General features: G+C 53.6%; 12 protein-coding genes and 1 tRNA gene. 5 read left to right on the top strand and 8 right to left on the bottom strand.

Going from position 1 to position 13,392, the window contains the following annotated elements; genetic code table 11:
• Positions 1–398 precede the first annotated feature (398 nt).
• Both secG and F556_RS0131995 read right to left on the bottom strand, forming a co-directional pair.
• The gene (secG, locus tag F556_RS0132000; RefSeq protein WP_020621094.1) at positions 399–635 is read right to left on the bottom strand and encodes a preprotein translocase subunit SecG; all 237 of its coding nucleotides are present in this window, start codon (positions 633–635) and stop codon (positions 399–401) included.
• A gap of 136 nt (positions 636–771) precedes the next feature.
• Complete coding sequence (locus F556_RS0131995; RefSeq protein ID WP_020621093.1) at positions 772–1,854, bottom strand: serine hydrolase domain-containing protein; 1,083 nt, start codon at positions 1,852–1,854, stop codon at positions 772–774.
• A 165-nt stretch (positions 1,855–2,019) separates the two neighbouring features.
• Between F556_RS0131995 and F556_RS0131990 the strand changes: the two genes are divergently transcribed.
• Together F556_RS0131990 and F556_RS39145 are read left to right on the top strand one after the other, a co-directional pair.
• On the top strand, positions 2,020–2,301 hold the full coding sequence (locus F556_RS0131990; RefSeq protein ID WP_020621092.1) for an alpha/beta-type small acid-soluble spore protein: 282 nt from the start codon (positions 2,020–2,022) through the stop codon (positions 2,299–2,301).
• An 813-nt stretch (positions 2,302–3,114) separates the two neighbouring features.
• A complete protein-coding gene (locus F556_RS39145; RefSeq protein WP_281167930.1) occupies positions 3,115–3,246 on the top strand; it encodes a hypothetical protein in 132 nt (43 codons plus the stop codon).
• Between the two features lie 319 nt (positions 3,247–3,565).
• On the opposite strand, the gene eno is transcribed toward F556_RS39145, so the two are convergent.
• From eno to F556_RS0131955, 6 genes are all read right to left on the bottom strand, one after another.
• Positions 3,566–4,861, bottom strand: a complete 1,296-nt coding sequence (eno, locus tag F556_RS0131980; RefSeq protein WP_020621090.1) for a phosphopyruvate hydratase — start codon at positions 4,859–4,861, stop codon at positions 3,566–3,568.
• 157 nt (positions 4,862–5,018) lie between these two features.
• Complete coding sequence (gene gpmI / locus F556_RS0131975) at positions 5,019–6,560, bottom strand: 2,3-bisphosphoglycerate-independent phosphoglycerate mutase (protein ID WP_020621089.1); 1,542 nt, start codon at positions 6,558–6,560, stop codon at positions 5,019–5,021.
• A 1-nt stretch (position 6,561) separates the two neighbouring features.
• Positions 6,562–7,314, bottom strand: coding sequence for a triose-phosphate isomerase (tpiA, locus tag F556_RS0131970; RefSeq protein ID WP_020621088.1), 753 nt, complete (start codon positions 7,312–7,314; stop codon positions 6,562–6,564).
• A gap of 51 nt (positions 7,315–7,365) precedes the next feature.
• Positions 7,366–8,547, bottom strand: a complete 1,182-nt coding sequence (locus F556_RS0131965; RefSeq protein ID WP_020621087.1) for a phosphoglycerate kinase — start codon at positions 8,545–8,547, stop codon at positions 7,366–7,368.
• A 405-nt stretch (positions 8,548–8,952) separates the two neighbouring features.
• A complete protein-coding gene (gene gap, locus F556_RS0131960) occupies positions 8,953–9,957 on the bottom strand; it encodes a type I glyceraldehyde-3-phosphate dehydrogenase (protein WP_020621086.1) in 1,005 nt (334 codons plus the stop codon).
• A 179-nt stretch (positions 9,958–10,136) separates the two neighbouring features.
• Positions 10,137–11,186, bottom strand: coding sequence for a sugar-binding transcriptional regulator (locus F556_RS0131955; protein WP_020621085.1), 1,050 nt, complete (start codon positions 11,184–11,186; stop codon positions 10,137–10,139).
• Positions 11,187–11,826: 640 nt separating this feature from the next.
• Here F556_RS0131955 and F556_RS0131950 point away from each other — a divergent pair.
• From F556_RS0131950 to sda, 3 genes are all read left to right on the top strand, one after another.
• Positions 11,827–11,901, top strand: a tRNA-Arg gene (locus F556_RS0131950).
• 327 nt (positions 11,902–12,228) lie between these two features.
• Positions 12,229–12,810 carry an ATP-dependent Clp endopeptidase proteolytic subunit ClpP gene (clpP, locus tag F556_RS0131945; protein ID WP_026297618.1) on the top strand — a complete coding sequence of 194 codons (582 nt, stop codon included), beginning with the start codon at positions 12,229–12,231 and terminating at the stop codon, positions 12,808–12,810.
• 221 nt (positions 12,811–13,031) lie between these two features.
• Entirely contained in the window at positions 13,032–13,337 is a 306-nt protein-coding gene (gene sda / locus F556_RS38990) for a sporulation histidine kinase inhibitor Sda (RefSeq protein ID WP_020621083.1), read from the top strand.
• The last annotated feature ends 55 nt before the right edge of the window (positions 13,338–13,392 follow it).

Genomic DNA, 13,392 nt, shown 5'->3' with positions numbered 1-13,392 from the left:
AATTTCGTCTACACTCTTACGTTTAGCTAAGATCGCTTCAAGAAATAACACCGCTGTCTTCCCAAGAAACAACTTTTTCCCATACCGATCCGACAACCAAGCTTTTGCAGATCGATCCATAATGCCCAGCACTTGACTCAACACGTTTCGCTTCGTTATGCTAACCATAGAGGTTCCTTTCCGTCTTGTCTTCCTAACATTACGGTAAAGGAACCTCTCTCTTTTGTAAAATTTCCCTTCGGGCTAACATGTGAACTTCTTTGCAAGATTACCGCAATTCTCCCGCAGAAATCCGCACTTCCTACGCTTTTTGTTTGTTTTTCGTGTTTTTGATCCTCATGTTCAGAGACAATAAAAAAAAGCAGGGGCGCACCCTGCTTTTTGCTTAGACCGATCGATTAGTTAGATACAAAGTAGGCAACAACCAGTGCCAGAATGAAAAACCCAGCTGCCAGAACAACGGTCAGACGCTGCAAAAACAGATCCAATCCGCGTGCCTTTTGCTTGCCGAACAGATGCTCAGCGCCACCGGAGATCGCTCCAGCCAGACCAGCACTCTTACCCTTCTGCAGGAGGACAACCGCAATCAAACCCACCGCGAAAATAACCAAAATGATCTTGAAGACTTGTTCCACAATTCCACCTCCTGCTTAAGTAAGCTTGCAAGGTCCACAGCGCAGAAGCCTCTGGACAAGATAACTTTATAAAAAACACCTTTATATAGTCTATCATAACTAATGCCTGTTGACAATATGAGCGAAGCTTTCTGCATCAACGGATTTTTTTGATGACACTGAGCACGAACCGTGCCGCCGGACCCATCAGGCCGCGGCAATTCAGACTACCGATCATATACACGTCACAAGACGGATGATAGAGCGCAAATGATCCGGTCGACCCCAGGTGCCCGTAGGTTCGGAGATCTTTGGCAAAAGGGAGAAGTCGAAGTCTCATAAGCCCCAGGCCGCTATCCACACCCACCCAAAGCCGATTCCAAGTCTGCATGCGCGCATACGTTGCTTCCGAGACTAGCCGATTCTGCTGCAAAGCCTTCATAAATATTAGCAAGTCCTCCGTAGTACTGACGGTCTGCCCGCTGGCATAATTACTGCTGAAGCTCTTATACACCTGCACATCAATCACTTGCTTGCCCAAAGAGACCGTTGCTACCGGGTATTCGCTCTCGGCCGCCGGTTCGGAGAAATGCAGTAAATAGGTATGCTTCATGCCCAACGGTTCGAAAATCTGTTCATGCAGACATACATGATAAGGCTTGTCGGTCACGCGCTCGATAATCAGCCCCAGCAGGTTATACCCGGTATTGGAGTAATGCCCTCTGCGACCCGGACGCCGTACCGGCGGTAAATGTGCCTTGGTCCATCTAACCGTCTCTTCCGGACTCATACTGGCCTCTGGATGCTGCAATAGCTGATCGACAAAAGACGGCGCCTTCCTCGGTTTATCTTCATAGTAATCCGCCAGACCCGACGTGTGGGTCAGCAGGTGCTCGATGCAAAGGGTCCCGCTGTAGTCATGGCCTTTGAACACGTGAAGCCCCTCTATCAGATCTGGCTCCAGATAACGAGCAATCTCATCCTCATAACGGAGCTTGCCTTGCTCCACCAGTTGCGCAATTAAGATCCCGGTGAACATCTTCCCCACACTCGCGGTGTGAAAAGGCTGATCCGGGTACGTCGGCGGCTGATCCAGCGGTCCGAAGGCAGTTTTAAGATGAAGCTGTCTGGATTCAGAATGAATGAGCAGCTGCGCATTATGTACTCCAGCATGGCGACGGCACAGGAACTCCCAGGACTGGCTGAGTTCGATCTGCTGTTTGTCGTCGATGACTCCCACCTCCCATAATATTAGGTTTCCCCTTACTCTCTCCCCATGTTTACGCCCAGTTCTGGAAAAGGTTTCATGCGAGCATGACGGACTCCAGCGCTCAAACGTCCATCTACTGATTCCCGGGCGGGCAGGGCATACTATTCAAAAATGGTGTGAAAGGAGTGAGCATCTATGGCACGAAGGCGGAAAAGACACTACGTGGTCCCCGGTGCGGAACAGGCGATGCAGGAATTTAAAGCAGAAGTGATGAAAAACGAGGGCTATACAGTGGACGCATCCCGTCCAGACGATGTCAAATACGAAGTCGCCGGCAAGCTCGGCATTCCGTTGAAGCAAGGCGATAACGGGGATCTAACCACAGAATCCGCTGGTCATATCGGTGGCAAAATCGGCGGCTCCATGGTCCGCGAAATGATCCGCCTCGCCCAAGAGGGCCTGGCTCGGAAACAGTAGGAATGTAGGACGCTAGTGAGAATGAAACTGTATGAAAACCCGTCAGCAGCCCCCGTGAGTCCACACATGCGGGGCTGCTGGCTGTTGTGGCTTCTCCGTTATCATTACAAGGACTCAAGACTGTTACAAACCAGCCTCCTCCTCGCTTGCCCTCACACTTTAACTCGAATACATATTCGCTTGAAGCTCGCTCCTCTCTTAACGCTCTTCCAGTAACGCACACCAAAGCCAGACAATGATTTTGGAGGTGAGCAATCGGCGCGTCCGGACCCTGTAAGGCAAGAAACTTTCGTTCGAGGCGGGCAAGCGGCGCGGATAGGCGCTGCAAGGCAAGAAACTTTCGTTAGAGCTCGGCAGACGACGCAGATCGGTGCTGTAAGGCAAGAAACTTTTGTTGGAGGTGGACGTGCGGCGCGTGCGGATGCTGTAAGGAAAGAAACTTTCGTTGGAGCTCGGCAGGCGGCGCGTACGGACGCTGTAAGGCAAGAAAAGAAACTTTCGTTGGAGGCGGGCAAGCGGCGCATGATGGCGCTGTAAGGCAAGAAACTTTCGTTGGAGGCAGGCAAGCGGTGCGTACGGACGCTGTAAGGCAAGAAAATTTCGCTGGAGGCAGGCAAGCGGTGCGGGCGGGCGCTGTAAGGCAAGAAACTTTCGTTGGAGGCGGGCAAGTGGTGCGTGCGGACGCTGTAAGGCAAGAAACTTTCGTTGGAGGCGGGCAAGTGGTGCGTGCGGACGCTGTAAGGCAAGAAACTTTCGTTGGAGGCAGGCAAGCGGTGCGTACGGACGCTGTAAGGCAAGAAAATTTCGTTGGAGATGGACGTGTGGCGCGTACGGACGCTGCAAGGCAAGAAACTTTCGTTCGAGGCGGGCAAGCGGTGCGGGCGGGCGCTGCAAGGCAAGAAACTTTCGTTGGAGGCGGGCAAGCGGCGCATGATGGCGCTGTAAGGCAAGAAACTTTCGTTGGAGGCGGGCAAGTGGTGCGTGCGGGCGCTGTAAGGCAAGAAACTTTCGTTGGAGGCGGGCAAGTGGTGCGGGCGGACGCTGTAAGGCAAGAAACTTTCGTTGGAGGCGGGCGGCGCTGTAAGGCAAGAACTTTCGTTGGAAGAGGACAAGCGGCGCGTGTAGGCGCTGCTGTAAGGCATGATGTTCAACACCTCCTGCACCACCAGCTAGCCAACATGCAGCCCCAAAATAAAAAGGAGATGGCCGCAGCCATCTCCTCTACTCAAACTCTAAGCTTATCTATGCAAGCTTACAGCGTGTCTTACTTTTTGAAGTTTTTCAGGTTGTAGAACGCGGAAGCACCAGCGTAGATCGCTGTCGAACCCAGTTGGTCCTCGATGCGGAGCAATTGGTTGTACTTCGCCACGCGGTCGGTACGGGAAGGAGCACCCGTTTTGATCTGACCCGCGTTTGTTGCTACAGCGATGTCAGCGATTGTGCTGTCTTCGCTCTCGCCGGAACGGTGAGAGATAACAGCGGTGTAGCTAGCACGCTTCGCCATTTCGATCGCGTCAAACGTCTCCGTCAGCGAGCCGATTTGGTTGACTTTAACGAGGATTGAGTTGCCTACGCCTTGCTCGATACCTTTGGACAGACGCTCGGTGTTGGTTACGAACAAGTCGTCGCCTACGAGTTGGACTTTGCCGCCCAGCTTGTCCGTCAGCAGCTTCCAACCTTCCCAATCGTCCTCGGCGATGCCGTCTTCGATGGTGATGATTGGGTACTTGTCAACCAGACCAGCCAGGTAGTCTACGAACTCAGCAGAAGTGAACGAACGGCCTTCGCCTTCGAGATGGTATTTGCCATCCTTGAAGAACTCAGTGGAAGCCACGTCCATGCCCAGGTAGATGTCTTCGCCAGCTTTGTAGCCTGCGCGCTCGATCGCCGAGATGATGGTCGTGATTGCTTCTTCGTTGGAGCCCAGGTTTGGTGCAAAGCCGCCCTCGTCGCCTACAGCAGTGTTCAGACCTTTTTCTTGCAGAACAGCTTTGAGGCTATGGAAGATTTCAGCGCCGATACGCAGTGCTTCTTTGAAGCTCTCTGCGCCAACTGGCAGTACCATGAACTCTTGCACGTCGATGTTGTTGTCGGCATGCTCGCCACCGTTGACGATGTTCATCATTGGTACTGGCAGAGTTTTGGCGTTGAATCCGCCCAGGTACGTGTACAAAGGAACGTCCAGCGCGTCAGCAGCTGCACGAGCGACAGCCATCGACACAGCCAGGATGGCGTTAGCGCCAAGTTTCCCTTTATTCGGCGTTCCGTCGAGCTCGATCATGGCACGGTCGATCGCAACTTGATCCAGCGAGTCGAGTCCGATAATTTCCGGGGCAATAATCGTGTTTACGTTCTCGACAGCTTTCAGCACGCCTTTACCCAGGTAGCGGGATTTGTCGCCGTCACGCAGTTCAACCGCTTCAAAAGCACCAGTGGATGCGCCGGATGGCACGATCGCACGGCCTTTGCCGCCGGACTCAAGGGCTACTTCTACTTCTACAGTTGGGTTGCCGCGGGAGTCCAGCACTTCGCGTGCGTATACATCAGTAATGATAGACATGAAACATGAACACTCCTTTTATGGTTGGTAGTCTGCTCTATTATACCCTCTAGAAGCTCAGGGCAAAAGACCCTCAGAGACCCCACGCCACAATCAGCCTCGGCGATACTCGCCATAAGCCGCTATTGCAGGGATCTCCGCGAATCTAAACGTTAGATTAACCTCGTTTGATCAGCGTGGAGCCCGTCATTTCTGCCGGCTTGTCCAGCGCCATCAGGTCCAGCACGGTTGGCGCCAGATCTGCGAGAATGCCGTCTTCGCGTAGCTGTGCCGAAGCATCGGTCACGATGACCGGCACCGGGTTGGTGGTGTGCGCCGTGAACGGACGGTTCACGTCGTCCAGCACCAGATCTGCGTTGCCGTGGTCCGCCGTGATGATGGCCACGCCGCCTTTGGCCAGTACAGCCTCGACGACTTGCCCCATGCACTCGTCCGTCACTTCAACCGCCTTGATCGTTGGCTCCAGCATGCCGGAGTGGCCGACCATATCAGGGTTCGCGAAGTTTAGAATGATGACATCATGGTTCTCGGCTTCAATTTCTTTGACCGCTGCTGCTGCGACTTCATACGCACTCATCTCCGGCTGCAGGTCATAGGTTGCGACCTTCGGCGAATTGATGAGAATGCGCGTCTCGCCTGGCAGCTCAACATCGCGGCCGCCGCTGAAGAAGAACGTAACATGCGGGTATTTCTCGGTCTCGGCAATCCGCAGCTGCTTCTTGCCGTTTTGTACGAGCACCTCGCCCAGCGTGTTGTCCAGGTTCTTCGGGGAGTAAGCGACATAGCCGCCCACTGTCTCGGAGAACAGGGTCAGGCAGACGAAGCACAAGTTCTTCGGCTGGCGCTCTCCGCGATCAAAATCGCGGAAGTCACTGTTGGTGAACACGTTGGACAGCTGAATTGCACGGTCTGGGCGGAAGTTGAAGAAGATAACCGAATCCTCAGATTCCACCAAACCAACAGGCTGTCCGTCCACACCAACGATAACCGAAGGCTCGACGAACTCGTCGAATACCGACTTCTCGTACGACTCCACAACCGCCTGCACCGGATCGGTGTAGGTTGGTCCTTCGCCATAGACCATCGCCCGGTAGGACTTCTCGACGCGATCCCAGCGCTTGTCACGGTCCATCGCATAGTACCGGCCTTGAACAGTCGCGACCTTGCCTACGCCCGTCTCTTCGATCTTGGCCTGCAATGCCTCCAGATAGCCACGAGCACTGTCTGGCTGAACATCCCGGCCATCCAGGAAGCAGTGGATGTACACATCATTTAATTGCTCTTGTTTCGCCAGCTCCAGGAGCGCGAATAGATGCGCAATGTGACTGTGTACGCCGCCGTCGGAGAGCAGGCCGTACAGATGCAGCTTTTTGCCGTTCTGCTTGGCATGCTTGACCGCACCCAGCAGAGTCTCGTTCGCGAAGAATTCCTTGTCGCGAATGGACTTGGTAATACGGGTCAGATCCTGATAAACGATCCGGCCCGCGCCGATGTTCAGATGGCCGACCTCGGAGTTGCCCATCTGGCCTTCCGGCAGACCGACCGCTTCGCCGCAAGCGGTCAGCGTGGCATGCGGATAGTTCGCCAGATAGCGGTCATAATTAGGCTTCTTGGCTTGCGCTACCGCATTACCATGCGATTCACCGCGCAGGCCGAAGCCGTCCATGATGATCAGTGCAACTGGTCCTGAAACAGCCATCTTACTTGGCCCCCTCGATCAGTTGAATGTACGAGGCAGGCTCCAGGCTTGCGCCACCGACGAGTGCGCCGTCGATGTTGGCTTGGCCCATATACTCGGCGATGTTGCCAGGCTTCACGCTGCCGCCGTATTGAATGCGAACCGCGTCTGCAGTAGCTGCATCGTACAGGTCAGCAATCACGCTGCGGATATAGGCAATCACGTCCTCTGCATCTGCAGAAGTCGAGGATTTGCCTGTTCCGATGGCCCAGATTGGCTCATAAGCCACAACAACCTGTGCCGCCTGCTCTGCATTCAGACCTTTGAAGGCTTCCGTTGTCTGCACTTTGCAGACGTCCTTCGTTTGATCCGCTTCACGCTCTTCCAGCTTCTCGCCTACACAGACGATGGGCAGCAGGTCGTGTTTGAACGCAGCATGGACTTTCTTGTTGACGATTTCGTCAGTTTCACCGAAGTACGCACGACGCTCGGAATGACCGAGGATGACATACTTCACGCCCAGCTCCTTCAGCATCACGCCACTGATCTCGCCAGTGTACGCACCATTGTCCTCGAAATGCACATTTTGCGCACCGATAGCAATTGTCGTACCTTGAGCAGCCTCGACCAGCGCGGGCAGCGCGATATAAGGCGCGCAGATGACGCTTTCTACGCCGTCGATCTCCGCTTTGCCCTTCACGTCTGCGAAGAACGATTTGGCTTCGGAGATGGTTTTGAACATTTTCCAGTTGCCTGCAATGATTGGTTGTCTCACTGTGTGTTCACGTCCTCTCGAAAAATTCTCCAGCTGCAATTGCAGCCGATCTTACTTGTCGTTCAGTGCCTCTACGCCTGGCAGCTTCTTGCCTTCCATGAACTCCAACGAAGCGCCGCCGCCTGTCGAGATGTGGTCCATACGATCCGCCAGACCAAATTTCTCTGCAGCTGCAGCCGAGTCGCCGCCACCAATAACCGTGTAGCCGGAAGTCTCTGCGCAAGCTTGAGCAACTGCACGTGTACCGTGGGAGAATGGCTCGATTTCAAAAACGCCCATGGGTCCGTTCCATACGACCAGCTTGGAGTTTTTGATCACCTCAGCATATTTCGCACGTGTCTTCGGTCCGATGTCGATACCTTCCCAGTCCGCAGGGATGCTGTCGATGCCGACTTCCTGAGTGTTCGCGTCTGCGCTGAAATCGTCAGTTACGATGATGTCCTCAGGCAGCAAGAAATTTTTGCCCAGCTCCTTGGCTTTATCGATGAAGCCTTTCGCCAGGTCCAGTTTCTCGTTGTCCACAAGCGATTTGCCGATCTCGTGGCCTTGTGCTTTGAAGAATGTGTAGGACAGGCCGCCGCCGATCAGGACGTTGTCAGCGATCTCGAGCATTTTGTTGATGACGTCGATTTTGTCCTTAACCTTGGAACCACCAACGATTGCTGTGAACGGACGGTCTGGGTTCGACAGGGCTTTACCCAGTACTTCCAACTCTTTCTCCATCAGCAGACCGGATACCGCAGGCAGGTGCTCAGCGATACCAGCTGTCGAAGCATGCGCACGGTGCGCTGCGCCGAACGCGTCGTTCACGTACAGGTCAGCCAGCTCAGCCAACTGCTTCGCGAACTCCGAATCGTTCTTCTCTTCGCCCGCATTGAAACGCAGGTTCTCAAGCAACAGAACATCGCCAGCTTGCAGCTTCTCAGCTTGCTCCTTAACGTCTGCGCCAACTGTCTCGTCCGCTTTTGCTACCGATTTGCCCAGCAGCTCGGACAGACGCTCAGCCGCAACATTCAAGCGCAGCTCTTCGACCACTTTACCGTCTGGACGACCCATGTGGCTGGCCAGAATAACCGAAGCACCGTTTTCGATCAAGTACTTGATCGTTGGCAGCGTTTCGCGGATTCTGGTGTCGTCTGTAATTTTACCATTTTCCACGGGCACATTAAAATCCACGCGTACAAATACGCGTTTGCCTTGCACTTCTACGTCTTTTACACTCTTCTTGTTCATCGTGACGCCTCCTTCAAGGTATATGCCCACTTCCATGCCTAAAACTAGCAGTAGCCCCGAATTTGCGGGGGCAAACCGGGACTACCATCAATCGGTTCCCTCGGGGGAACCGCTCATTCAATCAGGTTCCCTTAGGTCCCTGTCATTCCAATGGTTCTCTCGGAGAACCCACCACGCACTTAAGGAGCCAGGTCTCGAAGAGACCGAAGCTTTGCCTTTCCGCTCTGCCCCGCACGGGAGCGTGTCCCGCAGGGACGACAAGCGGCTTGTTCAACCTAAGTATCGTGCCTCCTGAAGCCCGGCAGTCCCCTCGTGGTTACTTCCGGGGGTCCAGGGGGCGGCGCCCCTTGGAGCCCCCCTTTGGGATAAAGGGGGGTTGGGGGGAATCCGAAAAAAATCTATTTTTTACAGACCTTTTTTAGCAATATAAGCAGCCAAGTCAACGACACGGTTCGAGTAGCCCCACTCGTTGTCATACCAAGAAACCACTTTAACCATGTTGCCTTCAACAACCATAGTCGACAGAGCGTCGATGGTGGAGGAAGCTGGGTCACCGTTGTAGTCGCTCGATACAAGCGGCTCGTCGGAGTAGTTCAGGATGCCTTTCAGTGGGCCTTCTGCAGCTTCTTTCAGAGCAGCATTAACTTCTTCAACAGTTACGTCGGATTTAACTTCAGCAACCAGGTCAGTTACGGAAACGTTAGGCGTAGGAACGCGCATAGCCATACCGTTCAGTTTGCCTTTCAGCTCAGGCAGAACCAGGGATACCGCTTTTGCAGCGCCAGTGGAAGAAGGAATGATGTTCTCGGCAGCAGCACGCGCACGACGAAGGTCTTTGTGCGGTACGTCGAGTACAGCTTGGTCGTTAGTGTAGGAGTGAATCGTAGTCATCATGCCTTTAACGATGCCGAACTTGTCGTTGAGGACTTTAGCGAACGGCGCCAGGCAGTTAGTTGTACAAGAAGCGTTGGAGATGATTGTGTGTGCAGCTGGGTCGTACTTGTCTTCGTTAACGCCCATAACTACAGTGATGTCTTCGTTCGTAGCAGGAGCGGAGATGATAACTTTCTTCGCGCCGCCTTTCAGGTGAAGCTCAGCTTTTTCTTTAGCTGTGAAAATTCCGGTGGACTCAACAACGATCTCAACGCCATGCTCGCCCCAAGGCAGGTTGCCAGGGTCACGCTCTGCGAAAACTTTGATTTCAACGCCGTCAACAACCAGCGCGCCTTCTTTAGCTTCAACTTTAGCGTCGAGTGTACCGTGAGTTGTATCGTATTTCAACAGATGGGCCAGCGTGCTAGTATTCGTCAGATCGTTAACAGCCACGATTTGCACGTCGGGATTGTTCAGCGCTGCACGGAATACGTTACGGCCGATGCGGCCAAATCCATTAATACCTACTTTAACCATTGTTTTTGCCTCCTAGAATTAGGTGTAGTGGTGGTGCTATATCTAAAGATGCCACAGCCGATGAGGGCTGACCGCATCATGATATCCTGATTATTACCCTTATAAAGGGTGTTCAAAAAGCCCGCTTTTGATCACAGGTTCGCTTTGGATCACGAAGTAGTTCAGAGAAGCGAATTTAATTATTGCTTGTGAGGTGCTTCGTTCGCTTCCATGTGACGGACAATTTCCTCCGCCGCCGCTTCATCTGTGACCAAGACATCATCATGGCCAAAATGCATCACGGCGGCGATCGCCTCGCCCTTGCTCCGGCCGCCGGCGATCCCGATGACCACTTCGGTCGACTGGATCTCCTCCAGCCTTAGTCCCGCGGTCTTCATCCGGTGAACGACCTGGCCGCGTCGGTCAAAATAGAAACCGAACGCCTCCGCCAGCGCGCCTTCTTCCTTCATCGCTGCGGTGACGGCCTCGTCAACCCGGCGGCGACGCGCCATCACCATCGCATCACCGATGCCATGCACGACCATGCGTGCACTGCGGATGACTTCTACAATCTCGCGAATGTTGGGCTCCTGCATCAGGGACGTGTACGCATCATCACTGAGATGATCAGGCACATGAAGCAGGCGATACTGGGCGCCGGTTCGCTTGGCCATGGTCGAGACGATCGTGTTGGCCTGATAATCCAGGCTCTCACCAAGTCCGCCCCGCGCCGGCACAAAACGGATGCCTCGCAATGGCGTTGGCGAGACCAACTGATTGGCCACATAGGCCATCGTGGTGCCGCCCGTCACGGCGATGACATCGCCAGGCTGCATGAACTTCAGCATGGCCTGGCAGCCCGCGCGCCCAAGCTCTCGCTTCGCCTGCTCGGAGGAATCCGAATCGCCAGGAACAATTGCGACATGTCGCAATCCGAAGTATTGGCGAATGCGCTCCTCCAACTCCGAGAGGCCGAACAGCTCGCTCACAATGGGTTCAATTTCCTCCACCAGTCGCTGTCCCGAATCGCTGATCCGCACCCCGGACGCCTGCACATCGAGGAGGCCGAGCGCTTTTAGCTCATCAATCTCGGCACGCATGGTCCGCTCACTCATCTGGAGCGAGCCTGCGAGCGCCCGTCGGCCGATCGTATGGGATTGCTTCACCTGCTGGAGGATGGAGTATCGTTTTTTGAAGATATCCAACATGTCCGGCAGAAGCTGCTGCTGCAATTCGATGATTTTGCGCATCTTGCACCTTCACTCCTGTGGCCCCGGTCGTGGCTGCGCCAGCCCTTTACCCTGACGCCTCCGGTTGGACGTTTTATGTCCCGGCATATCATTTTTAGTCCCACACTTATTGTATCGAATATTCCTCCCGCTTGCAAGACTTGACATGATGATGTAATCAGGCTTCCGCTACTGCCTGCTTTTGGGACCGCTTCCGTTTCCTCTGCTGCTTGCTGTCCTGATCTGTCCGGCATACGCATCAACTCTAACGAAACGACATCACCTTATTCGCTACTTTTAAGCCGTTTTTTGTTTCTAACGAAACGTCATATCGCTATCTGCCCCATTTTGCTCGTGTTCCGTTTCCTTCAGCCGCAATAGTGATCTGTAGTTTCGTTAGCCTCATAATCGGACGCTCTTACCTCAATTAACGATATCCAGTTTCGTCCCTTCTCCCTCCCAGCACGCCAGGCCAATCTCATGGTCCAAGCCCATGCCCATGCAACACGTCCACCCCATCGTTCATCTTAGATCGTTCACCAGCAATAGCCCACAACTTATCTGAATTATCTTTCTTCGGTCAGGCCCTTGCTTTTTGAAGCGTTATCCCATATAATAAATCTCGCTATCCTCCATCTGTGGAGGGCAGAATAACCATCATGCGCCCGTGGTCCAATGGATATGACGTAGGCCTCCGGAGCCTGAGATCGAGGTTCGATTCCTCGCGGGCGCGCCATTTTTATACGCAACGAACAACTGAGATGACCGCGAGGTCGCTTTTTTTTTATTGATGTTTGACTATCTTTGACTTTTGTTTAAGGATGAATTATGATAATACTATCAATTCAAGTTCAGAAAGTTCGGTGTTCAGCACCAAGAAGGTTGGAGGCAGGAGGAAATGAGGAGCGGAGCGTAGGTGAACCTACGTGAGCACCGGAAGTTCCGACTGCATTCAAGATTCGACGCCGAATCAACTTCTCGAGATACTTCGTGATTAACAGCGGACTTTATGAACAACCTTATCAAGGAAACCACTATACGTTTGGAGGGAGCTCGATTGGATATGAATTTCGTACCTATGGTTATTGAACAGAGCAATCGCGGGGAACGCGCCTATGATATTTATTCCCGCCTGCTGAAGGACCGCATCATCTTCCTCGGTAGCGGCGTCAATGATGTCGTTGCTAACTCGATTATCGCCCAGATGCTGTTCCTGGCCGCCGACGATCCGGAGAAGGATATTAGCTTGTACATTAACTCTCCAGGCGGATCGATTACGGCTGGCATGGCAATCTTTGATACGATGCAATACATCAAGCCGGATGTCTCCACCATTTGTGTAGGGATGGCCGCATCGATGGGGGCTTTCCTGCTTGCAGCAGGGGCCAAGGGCAAGCGGTACGCGTTGCCGAACAGCGAGGTTATGATCCATCAGCCGCTGGGCGGGGCCGAAGGCCAAGCCAGCGACATTGAGATCCGCGCCAAGCGTATCCTGAAGATGCGTGACAAGCTCAACCATATTCTTGCCGAACGTACGGGCCAACCGCTCGAGCGCATCGAGAAAGACACCGATCGCGACTACTTCATGAGCGCTGAAGAAGCAGCCAACTATGGCCTCGTAGACAAAGTTATCGAACGCATCTAACGCCGCTAATCCCGGCGAAACCGTCAGCTCCGCATCCCGCGGGGCTGACCTTTTTTATGCAGCTCTTTACCACAATAGTATGGATCTGTCAACAAAAATTCAAACCTCTGAATTGCGGAAGACGCACTATCCATTTCATGGTAAGATGTTCTACAAGCAAACCTCCCATATTCATACAACTCTAGGCTTGTTTTTGAAACCAATTAATGGAGTGCATTTCTATGAGAATATCGAATCCTTTTCTGACGATGCGCAACTTTATAAAGTCCAGCGAACCCTACGCCCAGCACGGCTCCACGGCCTCTGTGGATGCGCCGGTCCGCTTGTTCCCAGACCGCTCCGCCGACGCTGCTTCGGCTGGCTTTAAGGACAAGACTCTGCTCCTGAAGCCACTGAATGATAAACATTTGCTGGAAGTCTACCGCGAAGCCAAGGCGATGCGCCTATCCGACGATTTCATCCGTCTGATCGAGCATGCCCTGGACCAACGGGGGATACTGCGCCAAGAGCTGCAACAGCAGCGCTAGTCATCTGTACATGAGGAAGAGACCGTAACCTTCGGGGGTTGCGGTCTCTTTTTTT

The organism is Paenibacillus daejeonensis DSM 15491 (assembly GCF_000378385.1).
GTDB classification, from domain to species: Bacteria; Bacillota; Bacilli; order Paenibacillales; family Paenibacillaceae; genus Paenibacillus_D; species Paenibacillus_D daejeonensis.
Note: the sequence above shows the minus strand (reverse complement) of the source record. Positions and strands in the feature narration are given on the sequence as shown.

Excerpts from the sequence above, each read along its gene's own strand:
- F556_RS0131990 (WP_020621092.1), top strand. The coding sequence starts at position 2,020 with ATGGCACGAAGGCGGAAAAGACACTACGTGGTCCCCGGTGCGGAACAG.
- F556_RS39145 (WP_281167930.1), top strand. The coding sequence starts at position 3,115 with ATGGACGTGTGGCGCGTACGGACGCTGCAAGGCAAGAAACTTTCGTTC.
- eno (WP_020621090.1), bottom strand. The coding sequence starts at position 4,861 with ATGTCTATCATTACTGATGTATACGCACGCGAAGTGCTGGACTCCCGC.
- gpmI (WP_020621089.1), bottom strand. The coding sequence starts at position 6,560 with ATGGCTGTTTCAGGACCAGTTGCACTGATCATCATGGACGGCTTCGGC.
- F556_RS0131965 (WP_020621087.1), bottom strand. The coding sequence starts at position 8,547 with ATGAACAAGAAGAGTGTAAAAGACGTAGAAGTGCAAGGCAAACGCGTA.
- gap (WP_020621086.1), bottom strand. The coding sequence starts at position 9,957 with ATGGTTAAAGTAGGTATTAATGGATTTGGCCGCATCGGCCGTAACGTA.
- F556_RS0131955 (WP_020621085.1), bottom strand. The coding sequence starts at position 11,186 with ATGCGCAAAATCATCGAATTGCAGCAGCAGCTTCTGCCGGACATGTTG.
- clpP (WP_026297618.1), top strand. The coding sequence starts at position 12,229 with ATGAATTTCGTACCTATGGTTATTGAACAGAGCAATCGCGGGGAACGC.
- sda (WP_020621083.1), top strand. The coding sequence starts at position 13,032 with ATGAGAATATCGAATCCTTTTCTGACGATGCGCAACTTTATAAAGTCC.